Genomic DNA, 16112 nt, shown 5'->3' on the forward strand with positions numbered 1-16112 from the left:
GCCTCCAGAAACGTCGTAGACAACGCGCAAACCGTACGACACCCGGTGGGGCGAAGATCACAGGCCTCCGACGCCGCGCGTGGAGCTACCGCTGAGTACCGTGACCTCGTGCCGAAGCGCAAGAACACGTTCTCATCCTGGCGGCGGGGCCTCGCGCAGCGTGCCGTCCACGCGGGCTGGGCCTTGGCGCAGCGCACGGGCTCCGTCACGGCCGAGCACCCCGGGCGCTACCGCTTCGGCGCGATGGGAACCGGTACCAGACTCGCCTTCCCGCTCGGCACCGTCTTCGGCGAACCCTGGATCCACCTCGGCGCCCACTGCATCATCGGCGAGCAGGTCACCCTCACGGCGGGCCTGATGCCCGACCTCGATCTCGGCCCCGACCCGATCCTGCGCCTCGGCGACGGCGTCGTCCTCGGCCGCGGCAGCCATGTCATCGCGGACACGACGGTCACCATCGGCAGCGACTGCTACTTCGGCCCGTACGTCTACGTCACGTCCACGAACCACTCCTACGACGACCCGCACGAGCCCATCGGCAGGCAGTGGCCGCGGATGGAGCCGGTGGAGATCGGGCCCGGCTGCTGGATCGGCACCGGCGCGGTGATCCTTCCGGGTGCCCGGATCGGGCGGAACGTGGTGGTGGCCGCCGGCGCGGTCGTCCGGGGCGCGGTGCCCGACCACTCCGTGGTGGCGGGCGCGCCGGCCCGAGTCGTACGGCGCTGGACACCCGCGGACGGCTGGCAGCCGCCGCTGCGCACCCCGCCGCCGGTGCCGATACCGGACGGCGTCACCCCCGAGCAGTTGCGCTCGCTGTCGGGCCTGGACGAGAAGACGGCGGCCCGGCTGGCCGAGCTGGACGGGGAGGCGGCGGCCGGCCTCGCGGAGCTGGAACCCGGCTCCTGACCTCAGCCCGATGCCAGGAGGACCGTCCCCACCAGGGCCAGGCCCGCGCCCGCGGCCTGCACCGCCCGCAACCGTTCCCGGAGAAGCCCCCGCGCGGCCACGGCCGTCACCACCGGGTAGAGGGAGGCGAGCACGGCCGCGACGGTGACCGGGCCGTGCTGTGCGGCGATCGAGTAGGTGCCGTTCGCGGCGACGTCCGCGAGGCCGACGAAGGCGAGCGCGGGCAGGGAGCGCCAGGGGAAGCCGTCCGCCGGGAGGGCCGGCGATCCGCGCCGCACCGACACCAGCAGCGCGAGTCCGCCGGCGGTCACATTCGTCACCCGCTGCACGAACAGCGCGAGGAAGAGCCCCGTGAGCGTGGTCGACGCCTCGGCGATCAGGGCCATCACCGCGCCGAAGCCGAACGCGGCGAGGAGGGTCAGGGCGATGGCCTGGCGCTGCACGGGGGCGCCGCGGAACTGGGGGCCGCCGGCCAGGCAGATACCGGCGACGGCGACCAGGATGCCGATGAACTGCAGCAGGCCGGGGCGCTCGCCCAGCACCAGGCCGACGCCGACCGGCACGGCCACGCCGATCGAGCCCAGCGGTGAGACCACGCCCATCGGGCCCAGCGCGAGCGCCTTGTAGAAGGCGAGCATCGCCACCGGCCCGACGAGTCCGGCCGCCACGGCGAACCACAGCTGCGGCCCCGCCTCGCTCCAGCCGCCGGTCGCCACCACGACCGCGCCGAGCACGACCACCGCGATCGACTGCGAGACCACGACCACCGTCAGCGCGGGTGTGCGCCGGGTCAGCAGTCCGCCGCCGAAGTCGGCCAGTCCCCACAGCAGGCTGGTGGCCAGGGCGAAGAGCGCTGTCATGGTCACGGAGCCTCGCAGTACAGTTCAGTGAACGATCAGGTCAACCACCCACACCATAGTGCAATCAGCTGCACTGTGTCATACAAAATATTGGACGGAATGTGTCGGACCTCGAGCTGCTGACCCAGTCCCTGGCGCGCAGCGTCAAGCACTGGCGCGCGGTGCGCGGCTTCACCCTGGACGTGCTCGCCGCCCGGGCGGGCGTCAGTCGCGGCATGCTCATCCAGATCGAGCAGGCCCGCACCAACCCCAGCCTCGGCACCGTCGTCAAGATCGGCGACGCGCTCGGCATCAGCATCACGACCCTGCTCGACTACGAGAAGGGCCCGAACGTCCACATCGTCCCCGCCGAGCAGACCGTACGGCTGTGGCACACCGAGGCCGGCAGCTACAACCGGCTGCTCGCGGGCACCGAGGCACCCGGCCCGCTGGAGATGTGGGACTGGCGGCTCATGCCCGGCGAGAGCAGCCCCTCGGACCCGCACCCCGCCGGCACGACCGAACTGCTGCACGTCACGGCCGGGGAGCTGACCCTCACCGCCGACGGAGTCGAGTACCGCGTACCCGCGGGCTCGAGCGTCCACTTCGAGGCCAACGTCCCGCACACGTACGGCAACACCGGCGACGTGCCGATGGAGATGATCATGGCCGTCTCGGTCCCGCCCGTCTCCTGAGACGCCCGGTCGGGGGCGTCCCGCTGTTGTTAGCGTGCGGTCATGCGCGCACCCATCGGACACTTCGACGACGCCCGTCCGGCCCCCGCCTGCCTGGACGACCTCATCCGCCCGGTCGCCGGCGCCGTACGCCACTGGCCGGGCAGTGTCCCCGCCGACCAGATCCTCTACGTCGACACCGACCCGCGGTGGGCCGACACCGCCGTCTTCGTGGAGCACTACGGACGGGACCTGCTGGAACGGTCGGCGAACTGTGTGGTCGTGGCGGGCAAGCGCGCCGACGAGACCACGCTCGCCGCGTGCGTCGTACTGTCCACCACCCGGGTCGACGTGAACGGTGTCGTACGCCGTCAACTGGGCGCCCGCAAGGCCTCGTTCGCCAGCATGGACGCCGCGACCGGCGAGACCGGCATGGAGTACGGCGGCATCACCCCGCTCGGACTGCCGGACGGCTGGCCGGTGCTGGTGGACGCGGCCGTCGTCGACCTGCCGTATGTGCTGGTCGGCAGCGGCCGTCGGCGCGGCAAGCTGCTGGTCCCGGGCAAGGCGTTCGCGGAACTGCCGGGGGGTGTGGTGCTGGAGGGGCTCGGGATCGCCTGAGCTACGCCGATGTGTGGTGGGCCAGTGCGAGATGCGGGTCGGCCTCGCCCGGGACCGGTGCCGGGTCGGCGTGGACCAGGGCGGCGGTGAGGCGGGGCACGGCGTGCAGCAGCGCGTGCTCGGCGTCGACGGCGATGCGGTGGGCCTCGCGTACCGTCGCGGTGCCGTCCACCACCACCGCGACCTCGGCGCGCAGCCGGTGCCCGATCCAGCGCAGCCGCAGTTCGCCCACCGCCCGCACTCCGGGGACCTCGGTCAGGGCGGCCTCGGCCCGGTCCACCAGGGCCGGGTCGACCGCGTCCATCACTCGCCGGAACACCTCCCGCGCCGCGTCCCGCAGCACCAGCGCGATCGCCGCCGTGATCGCCAACCCCACGATCGGGTCCGCCAGTTGCCAGCCCAGGGCCGAGCCGCCGGCGCCCAGCAGCACCGCCAGTGAGGTGAAGCCGTCGGTACGGGCGTGCAGCCCGTCGGCGACCAGCGCGGCCGAGCCGATCGCGCGGCCGACCCGGATGCGGTAGCGGGCCACCCACTCGTTGCCCGCGAACCCGGCGAGGGCCGCCACGGCGACCGCCGGAACGTGCTGGACGGGACGCGGGTCGAGAAGGCGGTCGATCGCGGTCCACCCCGCGAAGGCCGCGGACGCGGCGATCGTCAGCACGATCACCAGCCCCGCCAGGTCCTCGGCCCGCCCGTAGCCATAGGTGAAGCGGCGTGTGGCCGCGCGCCGGCCCAGCACGAAGGCGATCCCGAGCGGTACGGCGGTCAGCGCGTCCGCGGTGTTGTGCACGGTGTCCCCGAGCAGCGCCACCGAGCCGGAGACGGCCACCACGAGCGCCTGGGCCAGGGCCGTCACACCGAGCACCGCGAGCGAGACCCAGAGCGCCCGCATCCCCCGGGCCGAGGACTCCAGGGCGGAGTCGACCTTGTCGGCCGTCTCGTGGGAGTGGGGGGTGAGGAGGTGGGACAGCCGGTGGCGCAGGCCGTGCCGGTGGTGGTGAGGGCGGGAGTGCTCGTGCCGGTCGCTCACGTGGGTCCCCTTCCGGTGCGCGGGAGTGGACGCGCACACGCCCACAGGGCCATTATGTGCGTATGAGCGCACGCATGCACCTGTCACCTGCGCACGATGCGCATCCGCGCAGCCCCGGCGAGGAACAGTTCGCGCTCGCCGCCGAACTCCTCGCCCTCCTGGGGGACCGGACCCGGCTCGCCCTGCTGCACGCGCTGACCAGCGGAGAGGCCGACGTCACGACCCTCACGGAGGCCTGCGGGGCGGCCCGGCCCGCCGTCAGCCAGCACCTGGCGCGGTTGCGTCTCGCGGGCCTGGTGGACACCCGCAAAGAAGGCCGCCGCGTGATCTACTCACTCCGCGACGGCCATCTGCGCCGGCTCGTGGACGAGGCACTGAACGTGGCCGACCACCGTCTCAGCGACCGCCCCCCGCACGACTGAATCAGTACCGCTCGGCCGTCCCCAGATACCGCTCGGCGAAGGCGGCGGCCGCCACGGGCGACGAGAACAGGCGGCGCAGCCGTGCGATCGCGGTGCCCGCGCGGAACGGGTCGCCCGACGCCGCCCCGTGGAACACCTCGGCCAGCCACTGCGAGAACTCCTGGTAGTCCCACACGCGCCGCAGGCATGCCTCCGCATAGCCGGCCAGACCGCTGTCGTCCTCCGTGGTCAGGCGGGCCACCAGGGCGTCGCCGAGCAGGAAGGCGTCGTGCAGGGCGAGGTTCATGCCCTTGGCGGCGATGGGGGCGACCAGATGGGCCGCGTCGCCGGCGAGGTGGAGCCGGCCGTGCACCATCGGCTCGACCACGTAGTCGTGCATGTCCAGCACGCGCTTCTCGATCAGCCGTCCCTCCGTCAGCGGCGGCACACCGGCCGCCCCGAGCCGCTGCTGGAGCTCCGCCCAGACACGCTCGTGAGGCCAGTTCTCCGGGTCGTCGCCCGGCGGGCACTGGAGGTAGTAGCGGGTCACCTCAGGGCTGCGGGGCATCTGGCCCGCGAAGCCGTTCTCGTGACAGCCGAACAGCACGCAGTCGGCGGACGGCGGGGCCTCGGCGAGCAGCGCCAGCCAGCCGACGCCGTAGTCGTGCCGCGCGACCCGGACCCGCTCCGGCGCCAGCGCGGCCCGCGTCACTCCGCGCGCCCCGTCGCAGCCGGCCACGAAGTCGCAGTGCGCGACCCGCCGTTCACCCGTCTCCGGGCAGGTGTACGACACGGACGGCCGGTCGGTGTCGATGTCGTGCACCGCTACATCCCGGACCCCGAAGCGGATCTCCCCGCCGCGCACGTCGGCGTACTCGCGCACCAGGTCCGTCACCAGCAAAGGCTGCGGGTAGACGAAATGGTGACTGCCCGTCATCTCGCCGTAGCGGAACCGGTACCGCTCCCCGTCGAAGCGGAACTCGCACGCGGTGTGCAGCTCCGCGCGGTCCAGCAGGTTCCGGGCGAGGCCCCGCTTCTCCAGGCCCCGCACGGCCCACTCCTCGATGACCCCGGCCCGGGGCCGCTGTTCGATGAACTCCCGGGTCTCGGTCTCCAGCACCAGACAGTTCACGCCGGCGGCCCGCAGGATGTTGCCGACGGTCAGCCCGGCGGGACCGGCGCCCACGACGACGACGGGGAAGCGCTGCGGGGCATCGGAGTTCGAAGGGGAGGAGGCGTGGGTCATGCGCTCGATTATGAAGGCCCGAGCCGCGGGATCTCGATCGCCGGGCAGCGGTCCATCACCATCTCCAGGCCCGCGGCCCGGGCGCGGTCGTACGCCGCCGCGTCGACGACGCCGAGCTGGAACCACACCGCCCCGGCGCCCTTCGCGACCGCCTCGTCCGCGACCGCTCCGGCGAGGTCGCTGTTCACGAACACGTCCACGACGTCCACGTCGAAGGGGATGTCCGCCAGACTCGCGTACCCCTGCTCGCCGTGCACGGTCTCCGCCTTGGGGTGCACGGGCACGACGCGCTTGCCGTACCGCTGGAGCACCGCGGCGACGCCGTACGCCGCGCGCTGCCGGTTCGACGACAGGCCCACCACGGCCCAGGTGTCGCCGAGCTCGGTGAGGATCCTGCGGACCGTTGCGTCGTCGCCGTACACCGGCGGCCTCCTCGGGAGTCGCGGAAAAGCTGCTGTCCGGGCAACGACGCGGGGCGCGCGGTGATTCCCCGATGCCACCGTGATAGCTTGCCGAGGCCAGTCGAACCCATGTACGTGGGTCAGGGAATCCGGTGCGAATCCGGAACTGACGCGCAGCGGTGAGGGGGACGGGCGGGGCCGCGGCCACTGTACGGCTGGACGTCGTACGGGAAGGCGCCCCGCACCGGGTGAACCCGAGTCCGAAGACCTGCTGGCGGCCCCCGCGGCCGGCCGGCGGTGGGGGAGCACCGTACGACCGGGCTCCGCGATCGGGCCCTCGACGACTGAGGACTGGTTTCCTTGCCCCTCGCCCGACCCGCCCGTGCCGCCGTCCTGCTCGCGACCGGCTCCCTGCTCATCAGCGGCTGCGGAGGCTCGAAGACCCCCACGGCCGAGGCCGCCGCCACCCTCGACAACTGCGGCCGTAAGGTCCGGGTCGACAAGGCGCCCCGGCACGCCGTCTCCCTCAACCAGGGCACCACCGAGATCCTGCTCTCCCTCGGTCTCGCCGACCGGATAGCCGGCACGGCCACCTGGACCGACCCCGTGATGAAGGGGCTGGAGAAGGCCAACGCGAAGGTGCCGCGCATCGCCGAGAACAACCCCTCCTTCGAACGGGTCCTGGACTCCGAGCCCGATTTCGTCGCCGCGTCCTTCGTCTCCACCCTCGGCAAGGGCGGCGTCGCCACCCGCGACCAGTTCGAGAAGCTCGGCGTGCCCACGTACGTCTCCCCGTCCGACTGTGCAGGCAAGGACAACTCGGGCGGCGGCGACGGCAAGCGGGACAAGGCGCTGGGCATCGACGCCGTCTACGGCGAGGTGCGGGACCTCGCGACCGTGTTCGGAGTGAAGGACCGCGGCGACACACTCGTGGCCTCCCTCCAGCAGCGGATGAAGAAGGCCACGCGGGGCGTCGACGCCTCCGGTGTCTCCCTGCTGTACTGGTTCGCCAACTCCGAGTCGCCCTACCTGGCCGGCTGCTGCGGAGCGCCCGGCATCATGACCCGCGCCCTCGGCGCGAAGAACGTCTTCGACGACACCCACGAGGAGTGGCCACAGGTCAACTGGGAGACCGTCGCCGACCGCAACCCCGACGTCCTCGTCATCGGCGACCTGACCCGCGACTCGGAGACCGCCGAGTCGGCGAAGCGCAAGATCGCCTTCCTGGAGTCCAACCCGGTCACCAAGAACATGGACGCCGTCAAGCACAAGCGGTACGTGCTGCTCAGCGGACAGGCCATGAACCCGACCATCCGCACGGTCGAGGGCGTGGAGAAGGTCGCGGCCGGACTGCGTGAGTTCGGGCTCGTGAAGTGACCGTGCGCGGACCGGCGCTCGCCGCCGGGGGCGCCTTGCTGCTGGTGGCCTCCGTGGCCCTGGCGATCACCATCGGACCGGCCGACATCAGGGTCGGGGACGTGTGGTCCGTCGTCGCGTCCCACCTCGGGATCGGCAGCTCCGGTCTGACGCCGATCCGGGACGGGATCGTCTGGCAGCTGCGGCTGCCGCGCACCCTGCTCGCGGCCGTGTGCGGGGCGGGACTCGCCGTGTGCGGGGCCGTGATGCAGTCCCTGCTGCGCAACCCGCTCGCCGACCCGTTCGTGCTCGGGGTGTCCTCGGGCGCCTCCACCGGCGCGGTCGTCATCGTCGTGCTGGGCGTGGGCGGCGGTGCCGTCTCGGTGTCCGCCGGCGCGTTCCTCGGCGCCCTGGTCTCCTTCGCGCTGGTCCTGCTGCTCAGCCACACCCTCGGCGACACCACCGACCGGGTCGTCCTCGCGGGCGTCGCCGCCATGCAGCTGTTCTCCGCGCTGACCTCCTTCGTCGTGCTGACCGCCGCCGACGCCGAGACCACCCGGGGCGTGCTGTTCTGGCTCCTGGGCTCGCTCGGCGGGGCCGGCTGGACCGACGTGTGGCTGTGCTTCGCGGTCCTGGCCGTGGCGCTGGTGGTGTGTCTGTCGTACGCCCGCACGCTCGACGCCTTCGCGTTCGGGCAGGACGCGGCGGCCGCGCTCGGGGTGTCCGTGGCCCGCACCCGCCTGGTGCTGCTGTGCGTCACGGCCCTGCTCACGGCCGCCCTGGTCAGCTCGGCCGGGGCGATCGGCTTCGTCGGGCTGGTCCTGCCGCACGCCGCCCGGGCCCTGGCCGGACCGGGGCACGCCCGGCTGCTGCCGGTCACCGCCCTCGCCGGCGCGGTGTTCCTGGTCTGGGTCGACACCCTGGCCCGTACGGTCCTGGATCCGCAGGAGGTGCCGGTGGGAGTCGTGACCTCGCTGATCGGGGTGCCGGCGTTCGTTGCGGTGCTCTACCGGACGCGGAGGGTGCGGTGACCGAGACACAGACCGGTGAGACGGAAGCGCCGGTGCGAACCGGGCTCCGGGCCGACCGGGTCAGCCGTCGCACCGACGGGCGCCTCATCCTCGACGGCGTCGCCCTCGCCCCCGAACCCGGCTCCACCGTCGGCGTCCTCGGCCCGAACGGCTCCGGCAAGTCCACACTGCTGCGGCTGCTGGCCGGGCTGCTCACGCCGACCGCCGGAGTCGTCACCCTCGACGGCACGCCGCTGGGCGACCTGCCCCGCCGTACCGTCGCCCGCCGCCTCGCCATGGTCGAGCAACAGGCGGACACGCAGGTCGAGTTGACCGTGCTGGACGTCGTACGGCTGGGTCGCGTGCCGCACCGCCGGGCCTGGACACCCGCCTCGGCGGACGACGAGCGGGCGATACACGCGGCCCTGGAGCGCACCGGCCTCGCCACCCGTGCCGGCCAGCCCTGGCACACCCTCTCCGGCGGCGAACGCCAGCGCGTCCAGATCGCCCGTGCGCTCGCGCAGGAACCCAGGGAGCTCCTCCTCGACGAGCCGACCAACCACCTCGACATCCACCACCAGCTGGACCTGCTCGCCCTGGTCACCGCTCTGCCGGTCACCACCGTCGTCGCGCTGCACGACCTCAACCTCGCGGCGATGTACTGCGACCGGGTCGTGGTCCTGCGCGGGGGAACGGTCGTGGCGGGCGGTGCTCCGGGGGAGGTCCTCACGGCAGAGCTCATCGCGGAGGTCTACGGGGTGCGGGCCGCCGTCAGCCGCGAGGGGCCCGAACAGCGGCCTCATGTGCGCTTCCTGGGCACGCTGGCCTGAGGGCCGCCGGCCCTGGTGCCGGGCACGCCATTGGTGGGGTGCTTCCCGCCACGGTGGCCTGAAAACACCGAACATGCCTGCGTGTGCCCGCCCACCCGCCTACGCTCGCCTCGTGCTGCGCATCATCGACGCCCGTAGCGGCGAGCCGGTCGACGCCGCCCCGGCCCGCCGGGGCCTGACCCGTGTCGAGGTGCACGCGCCCGGCTTCGACGCGACGAGCCTGCGGGTGCTGCTCGTCGCGGACCTGCTCGTCCGGGCCCTGGAACTCGGCGGCACACCGGTGTGGGCGCTGCTGACCGGGGGAGGACGACAGGCCGAGCTGCGGGCCGAGGCCACCGCCCTCGGCATCCGGCCGTTCGAGGACAGCCCCGAGGTGAGTGCCGGGCTGGGCGAGGCCCAGGTCATCCACGTCGCGGCCGAGGGCGGCACGGCGACTGACGGTGTGCGGATCGCTGTCGCCCCCGCGCACATCGACGGGGCCCCCGCGCATCCCGGGAACCCGGGCACACCGGACGACACCGACACCGGCACCGACACCGACACCGGCACCGACACCGACACCGGCACCGACACCGGCACCGGCACCGGCACCGACACCGGCACGGGCACCGACACCGGCACGGGCACGGGCACCGACACCGGCACGGGCACCGACACCGGCACGGGCACGGGCATCGACCCCGGTGTCCTGCGTCTCGCCCTCCTCACCCGGCACCACAGCGCCCCCGCCCGGCTGGACGGGGCCGCGTTCGACGAGGCCCGGGGCACCCTCGCCCGGTGGCGTGGTGAGGTCGCCCGTTGGGCCCGGCGGCCCTCGCGGCCCGTCCCCGACGAGGTGCGCGGGCGGTTGCGCGACGCCTGGGAGGATGACCTGGACGTGCCCCGGGTACTTGATGTCCTGCACCATGTCGAGACGGAGCCGGAGCTGCCCGACGGCGCGCGCTTCGAGACGTACGCGTACGCCGACCGGCTCCTCGGCCTCGACCTCACCCGCGACCTGGGATCACCCTCATGATCGAGCGCGCCGGAACCGGCCCACTGCGCCGCCTGGTCGTCCTGCGGCACGCCAAGTCCGCCTGGCCGATGGATGTCGCCGACCACGAACGCCACCTCGCCCCGCGCGGCCGCCGGGACGCCCCCGCGGCCGGGCGCGCCCTCGCGGAGGCCGACCTGCTGCCGGACCTCGCGCTGTGCTCCACGGCCGTACGCGCGCGCCGGACCTGGGATCTGGCCGCCGGCCAGTGGGGCACGCCCCCGCCGGTCCGCCACGACCGGCGGCTGTACGCCGCCGGCCCCTCCGGCCTGCTCGCCGTCGTGCACGAGGTGCCCGCCGAGGTCGAGACGCTGCTGCTGATCGGGCACAACCCCGGCCTGGAGGAACTGGTCCTGGCGCTCGCCGCCGACGGCCTCGACGACACCCTGGAGCGGGTCCGTACGAAGTTCCCCACCTCGGCGATCGCCGTCCTGTCCTGGCGCGGCACGACCTGGCGGTCCCTCACCCCCGGCACCGCGCTGCTCACGTCCGTGATCGTGCCCCGGGGCCGGAAGGAGAAGTAGCCGCGGACCGGTCCGGGGCGCTCCCGGGCGCCCGCATAGGCTGGCCGGATGCAGGACGAATACCGCACGGTCGCCCGCGCGGGCGTGCACGAGACCGAGGTCAACCGCTCCCGCTTCCTGTGCGCCCTCGCCCCGGCGGCCACCGAGCAGGAGGCGCAGGACTTCATCGCCGCGGTCCGCAAGGAGCACGCCGCCGCCAGCCACAACTGCTGGGCCTACGTCATCGGCGCCGACGCCTCGGTCCAGAAGGCGAGCGACGACGGCGAACCCGGCGGCACCGCCGGCGTCCCCATGCTCCAGATGCTGCTGCGCCGCGACATGCGGTACGTCGTCGCCGTCGTCACCCGCTACTACGGCGGCGTCAAGCTCGGCGCCGGCGGCCTCATCCGGGCGTACGGCGGAGCGGTCGGCGAGGCCCTGGACACCCTCGGCTCGCGCACCCGCCGCAGGTTCCGCCTGGCCACCGTCACCGTCGACCACCAGCGGGCGGGCAAACTGGAGAACGATCTGCGCACCACCGGCCGCGAGGTGCGGGACGTGCGCTACGGCGAGGCGGTCACGATCGAACTCGCCCTCCCGGACGCCGAGGTGGACGCCTTCCGGGCGTGGCTCGCCGACACGACCGCCGGGACGGCCGGGTTCGAACCGGGCGGGGAGGCGTACGGCGACGCCTGACGCGCGGTCGGCCGCCGTCCCGCCGGCCGAGCACGACGGCCCGCGGAGCACCGCCGGGGCCGTGGCGCGCGGGGACATGCTCTGCTGCCTCGGCCGGGCCGGGGAAGGGGCGGTTCGGTGAACGGGGGGCCGCGGGCGGAGGCTACCGGGCCGTGAGCGACATCGCGCCGGAATGACCGCACTGCGGTCTGGATCCGGATATATCCGCTGAATCGCCGCGGAAGGCAGTGGCAGGCCGAGGTTCGTGGTGGATCAGGTGCCCGCACGCGTTAGCGTGGTGGGTCTGACAGCGAGCCGTGCCGGTTCGCGCTGGTTGCGGAGTGGGGGCGGGGAGAGACATGCGGGTCGGAGCGGCGTCTTGAGGCTGCTGCACACATCCGACTGGCACCTCGGCCGGTCGTTCCACCGGGTGAACATGCTCGGCGCCCAGGCCGAGTTCATCGGCCACCTCGTCGCGACCGTACGGGAGCGGTCCGTGGACGCGGTGGTCGTGTCGGGGGACGTCTACGACCGGGCGGTTCCGCCGCTCGCCGCGGTCGAGCTGTTCGACGACGCCCTGCACCGGCTCGCCGACCTCGGCGTGCCGACCGTGATGATCTCCGGGAACCACGACTCGGCCCGCCGTCTGGGCGTCGGCGCGGGCCTGATCGGGCGGGCCGGCATCCATCTGCGGACCGAGCCGTCGGCGGCCGGCACCCCGGTGGTGCTGGCCGACGCCCACGGCGAGGTCGCCTTCTACGGGCTCCCTTATCTCGAACCGGCCCTGGTGAAGGACGTGTTCGGCGTGGAGAAGGCCGGGCACGAGCCCGTGCTCGCCGCCGCCATGGACCGGGTCCGCGCCGACCTCGCCACTCGCGCGCCCGGCACCCGCTCCGTCGTCCTCGCGCACGCCTTCGTCACCGGCGGCGAGCCCAGCGACAGCGAGCGGGACATCACCGTCGGCGGCGTGGCAGCGGTGCCCGCGGGCGTGTTCGACGGCGTCGACTACGTGGCGCTCGGGCATCTGCACGGCTGCCAGACCCTCACCGAGCGCGTCCGCTACTCCGGCTCCCCGCTGCCCTACTCCTTCTCCGAGTCCGGGCACCGCAAGAGCATGTGGCTCGTCGACCTGGAGGCCGACGGGTCGGTCGGGGCCGAGCGCGTCGACTGCCCCGTGCCCCGGCCCCTCGCCCGGATCCGGGGCACGCTGGAGGACCTGCTCGCCGACCCGGAGCACGCGCGGCACGAGGAGTCGTGGGTCGAGGCGACCCTCACCGACCCGGTCCGCCCGGCCGACCCGATGGCCCGGCTCACCGAGCGCTTCCCGCACACGCTCAGCCTCGTCTTCGACCCCGACCGCACCGAGGACGACCCCGACGTGTCCTACGCCCGGCGCCTCGCCGGCCGCGGCGACCAGCAGATCGCGGAGGACTTCGTCGCCCATGTGCGCGGCGCCGGACCCGACGCGCACGAACAGGGCGTGCTGCGGGACGCGTTCGACGCGGTCCGCGCCGACGAGACCGTGCGGGAGGTGGCCCGGTGAGGCTCCACCGGCTGACGGTCACCGCCTTCGGCCCCTTCGGAGGCACCCAGACCGTCGACTTCGACGAGCTGTCGACGGCCGGGCTGTTCCTGCTCCACGGACCGACCGGCGCCGGCAAGACATCCGTCCTCGACGCCGTGTGCTACGCCCTGTACGGCTCGGTGCCGGGCGCCCGGCAGGGCGGCGGCCAGGGCGCGACCCTCCGCAGCGACCACGCCGCACCCGCGACCCGCACCGAGGTCACCCTCGAACTCACCGTCGCCGGACGCCGGTTGGAGGTCACCCGCCAGCCGCCCTGGGAACGCCCCAAGAAACGCGGGACCGGCACGACACTCGACAAGGCCCAGACCTGGCTCCGCGAGTACGACGCGACGGCCGCGGCCTGGAAGGACCTCAGTCGCTCCCACCAGGAGATCGGCGAGGAGATCACGCAGCTGCTCGGCATGAGCCGGGAGCAGTTCTGCCAAGTCGTGCTGCTGCCGCAGGGCGACTTCGCCCGGTTCCTGCGCGCCGACGCCGAGGCCCGGGGTAAACTGCTCGGCCGCCTCTTCGACACCCGTCGCTTCGCCGACGTCGAGAAGCGCCTCGCCGAGCGGCGCCGGGCCACCGAGGCCCAGGTGCGGGACGGGGACGCCGACCTGCTGGCCGACGCCCACCGCATGCACCAGGCCGCGGGCGACGCCATGGAACTCCCGGAGCTGGCCCCGGGCGAACCCGGACTCGCCGAGGCCGTACTGGGCGCCGCCGCCGTCGCCCGCAGCACCGCACGGGAACAGCTCACCGTCGCCGAGTGCACGCTCTACGCCGCCGAGTCCGCGCAGGCGGCCACCGGCCGCGCCCTGGACGACGTACGCGAACTCGCCCGGCTCCAGCGGCGGTTCACGGAGGCGCGGGAACGGATGGCGCGCCTGGAGGAGGGCGCCGAGGCCTACCGGGAGGCGCAGGCGCGCATGGAGCGCTCCCGCAAGGCCGAGAAGGTCGCACCCGCTCTGGACCTGCGGGAGTCCGCCGACGCCGAACACCGGCGGGCCGCCGACGCGGAGGCACGCGCGCGAGCCCTGCTGCCCGAGAGCTTCGCCGACGCGGGCGCCGCCGGACTCGCGACGGCCGCCCGCCGGGCCGCCGAGGAACTGGGCGGACTGGACTCGGCCCGCCGCGCCGAGCGCCGGCTGGCCGAACTCCGCGACGAACGCGCCGGCCTGGACCGCGAGGAGCGTGCCGACGCGGAGATCCTGCGGGAGGCGGAGGACTGGCTCGACGGCTGGGAGGAGACCCGCGCCGGGCTCCAGGCCCGGGTGGATTCCGCGCAGCAGGCCGCCTCCCTCGCCGAACAACTCGCCGTACGGCGCGAGCCCGCGCGGCAGCGCCTGAAGGCGGCCCGGCTGCGCGACCAGCTCGCCAAGGACACCGACCACGCCGCCGACCGGGTCCGCGACGTGCGAGAACAGGCGCTGCGGGCCAAGCAGCACTGGCTCGACCTCAAGGAACAGCGCCTGACCGGCATCGCCGCCGAACTGGCCGCGCACCTCAGCGACGGCGAGCCCTGCGCCGTCTGCGGAGCCACCGAACACCCCGCACCCGCCCGCAAGGTCGCCGGGCACATCGACCGTGAGGCCGAGGAACACGCCCTGGCCGCCTACCAGCGCGCCGACGAACAGCGCACCGCGGACGAACAGCGGCTGGCCGACGTACGGGAGGCGCTGGCGGCGGCCACCGCCGAGGCCGGTGACACACCCACCGGGCAACTCGCCGATGAGGCCGAGGAGCTGGAGGAGCAGTACGAGCAGGCCCGCCGTGCCGGCGCCGAGCTGCACTCCGCGCGGGAGCGGCTGCGGCAGGCCGGGCACGAGCAGGAACGGCGCGTCGCCGCCCGGCAGGAGGCCGCCGTGCGGACCGCCGCCCGGGTCGGGCACCGGGAGCGGCTGGATCGGGAACGGGCCGGCCTGGAGGAGGAACTGGACCGGGCGAGAGGCACCCTGGACAGTGTCGCCGCCCGGGCCGCGCAGCTGGAGCGGCGGACCGCGCTGCTCACGGACGCCGCCGACACCGCCCGCGCCGCCGAGGACACCGCCCAGCGGCTCAAGGACGCCGACGCCCGGCTCGCCGACGCCGCCTTCCGCGCCGGTTTCGAGACCCCGCAGGCCGCGGCCGACGCCCTTCTCGGCGACGCCGTCCACCGCGAGCTGCAACGGCGGCTGGACGCCTGGCAGAACGAGGAGGCCGCCGCCCGGGCCGTCCTCGCCGAGGCCGACACCGCGGCCGCCGCCCGGCAGCGGCCCGCCGACCTGGAGACCGCGGAGCTGGCAGCCTCCGCCGCGGACCGGCGGACCCGCGACGCCGCCTCCGCCCATGACGCCGCCGCCCGGCGCTGCGCCGAACTCGACCGGCTGTCCACCCGGGCGACCGCCTCCGTGCGCCGGCTGGCGCCGCTGCGCGAGGAGTACGACCGGGTCGCCCGCATGGCCGGCCTCACCGCGGGCACCTCGGCCGACAACGAACGCCGGATGCGCCTGGAGTCGTACGTCCTCGCGGCCCGGCTGGAACAGGTCGCCGCCGCCGCGACCGTACGGCTGCGGCGCATGTCGTCCGGCCGCTACACCCTCGTCCACTCCGACGACCGCACCGGGCGCGGGCGCAGCGGACTGGGACTGCATGTCGTCGACGCGTGGACCGGCCGCGAGCGGGACACGGCGACGCTGTCGGGCGGCGAGACGTTCTTCGCCTCCCTCGCCCTCGCCCTCGGCCTCGCGGACGTCGTCACGGACGAGGCGGGCGGTGTGCGGCTGGACACCCTCTTCATCGACGAGGGCTTCGGCAGCCTCGACGACCAGACCCTCGACGAGGTCCTCGACGTCCTCGACTCCCTGCGCGAACGCGACCGCAGCGTCGGCATCGTCAGCCATGTGCCCGATCTGCGACGGCGGATCCACGCGCAACTGGAGGTCGTCAAGGGCCGGTCCGGATCGGTGCTGAGGCAGCGCGGGACTTAGGGGGATTTGTGGGGAGGCCCTAACCCCAGGCCCCGTGGCGCGAGTTGGCATTGT

The 16112-nt window shown here is 74.0% G+C and carries 16 protein-coding genes and 1 riboswitch; of the genes, 12 read left to right on the forward strand and 4 right to left on the reverse strand.

Annotated features, from left to right (window positions below):
* The first annotated feature begins 108 nt into the window (after positions 1 to 108).
* The gene (locus tag ACWIF2_RS03525; RefSeq protein WP_454358357.1) at positions 109 to 906 is read left to right on the forward strand and encodes an acyltransferase; all 798 of its coding nucleotides are present in this window, start codon (positions 109 to 111) and stop codon (positions 904 to 906) included.
* Positions 907 to 908: 2 nt separating this feature from the next.
* Here the strand turns inward: ACWIF2_RS03525 and ACWIF2_RS03530 are convergent, their stop codons facing one another.
* Complete coding sequence (locus ACWIF2_RS03530; protein ID WP_454358358.1) at positions 909 to 1766, reverse strand: EamA family transporter; 858 nt, start codon at positions 1764 to 1766, stop codon at positions 909 to 911.
* A 101-nt stretch (positions 1767 to 1867) separates the two neighbouring features.
* On the opposite strand from ACWIF2_RS03530, the gene ACWIF2_RS03535 reads away from it, so the two are divergent.
* Positions 1868 to 2440, forward strand: coding sequence for a helix-turn-helix domain-containing protein (locus tag ACWIF2_RS03535; RefSeq protein WP_454358359.1), 573 nt, complete (start codon positions 1868 to 1870; stop codon positions 2438 to 2440).
* Positions 2441 to 2482: 42 nt separating this feature from the next.
* Positions 2483 to 3040, forward strand: coding sequence for a YbaK/EbsC family protein (locus ACWIF2_RS03540; RefSeq protein WP_454358360.1), 558 nt, complete (start codon positions 2483 to 2485; stop codon positions 3038 to 3040).
* A 1-nt stretch (position 3041) separates the two neighbouring features.
* On the opposite strand, the gene ACWIF2_RS03545 is transcribed toward ACWIF2_RS03540, so the two are convergent.
* Entirely contained in the window at positions 3042 to 4070 is a 1029-nt protein-coding gene (locus tag ACWIF2_RS03545; protein ID WP_454358361.1) for a cation diffusion facilitator family transporter, read from the reverse strand.
* Between the two features lie 62 nt (positions 4071 to 4132).
* Here ACWIF2_RS03545 and ACWIF2_RS03550 point away from each other — a divergent pair, with 62 nt between their 5' ends.
* Entirely contained in the window at positions 4133 to 4492 is a 360-nt protein-coding gene (locus ACWIF2_RS03550) for an ArsR/SmtB family transcription factor (RefSeq protein ID WP_454358362.1), read from the forward strand.
* 1 nt (position 4493) lies between these two features.
* Here ACWIF2_RS03550 and ACWIF2_RS03555 read toward each other — a convergent pair whose 3' ends face one another.
* Together ACWIF2_RS03555 and ACWIF2_RS03560 are read right to left on the reverse strand one after the other, a co-directional pair.
* A complete protein-coding gene (locus ACWIF2_RS03555) occupies positions 4494 to 5717 on the reverse strand; it encodes a 4-hydroxybenzoate 3-monooxygenase (protein ID WP_454358363.1) in 1224 nt (407 codons plus the stop codon).
* A gap of 8 nt (positions 5718 to 5725) precedes the next feature.
* On the reverse strand, positions 5726 to 6139 hold the full coding sequence (locus tag ACWIF2_RS03560; protein ID WP_454358364.1) for a CoA-binding protein: 414 nt from the start codon (positions 6137 to 6139) through the stop codon (positions 5726 to 5728).
* 80 nt (positions 6140 to 6219) lie between these two features.
* A riboswitch (cobalamin riboswitch) is annotated at positions 6220 to 6408 on the forward strand.
* A gap of 70 nt (positions 6409 to 6478) precedes the next feature.
* On the opposite strand from ACWIF2_RS03560, the gene ACWIF2_RS03565 reads away from it, so the two are divergent.
* From ACWIF2_RS03565 to ACWIF2_RS03600, 8 genes are all read left to right on the forward strand, one after another.
* Positions 6479 to 7495, forward strand: coding sequence for an ABC transporter substrate-binding protein (locus tag ACWIF2_RS03565; protein WP_454358365.1), 1017 nt, complete (start codon positions 6479 to 6481; stop codon positions 7493 to 7495).
* Positions 7492 to 8505: a FecCD family ABC transporter permease gene (locus ACWIF2_RS03570; RefSeq protein WP_454358366.1), complete on the forward strand. Its 1014-nt coding sequence runs from the start codon at positions 7492 to 7494 to the stop codon at positions 8503 to 8505. Before ACWIF2_RS03565 ends, ACWIF2_RS03570 begins: the two co-directional genes overlap by 4 nt.
* A complete protein-coding gene (locus tag ACWIF2_RS03575; RefSeq protein ID WP_454358367.1) occupies positions 8502 to 9314 on the forward strand; it encodes an ABC transporter ATP-binding protein in 813 nt (270 codons plus the stop codon). Before ACWIF2_RS03570 ends, ACWIF2_RS03575 begins: the two co-directional genes overlap by 4 nt.
* Positions 9315 to 9426: 112 nt before the next feature.
* The gene (locus ACWIF2_RS03580) at positions 9427 to 10329 is read left to right on the forward strand and encodes a hypothetical protein (protein ID WP_454358369.1); all 903 of its coding nucleotides are present in this window, start codon (positions 9427 to 9429) and stop codon (positions 10327 to 10329) included.
* Positions 10326 to 10871 (forward strand): SixA phosphatase family protein, encoded by a 546-nt coding sequence (locus ACWIF2_RS03585; RefSeq protein ID WP_454358370.1) that lies wholly within the window; start codon positions 10326 to 10328, stop codon positions 10869 to 10871. Before ACWIF2_RS03580 ends, ACWIF2_RS03585 begins: the two co-directional genes overlap by 4 nt.
* A 48-nt stretch (positions 10872 to 10919) precedes the next feature.
* Complete coding sequence (locus ACWIF2_RS03590; protein WP_454358371.1) at positions 10920 to 11546, forward strand: YigZ family protein; 627 nt, start codon at positions 10920 to 10922, stop codon at positions 11544 to 11546.
* A 358-nt stretch (positions 11547 to 11904) separates the two neighbouring features.
* Complete coding sequence (locus ACWIF2_RS03595; RefSeq protein ID WP_454358372.1) at positions 11905 to 13068, forward strand: exonuclease SbcCD subunit D; 1164 nt, start codon at positions 11905 to 11907, stop codon at positions 13066 to 13068.
* Positions 13065 to 16058, forward strand: coding sequence for an AAA family ATPase (locus tag ACWIF2_RS03600; protein ID WP_454358373.1), 2994 nt, complete (start codon positions 13065 to 13067; stop codon positions 16056 to 16058). The genes ACWIF2_RS03595 and ACWIF2_RS03600 overlap by 4 nt, the downstream gene beginning before the upstream one ends.
* Positions 16059 to 16112: the final 54 nt, after the last annotated feature.

The sequence above is a fragment of the Streptomyces sp. NPDC055506 genome, from assembly GCF_053643595.1.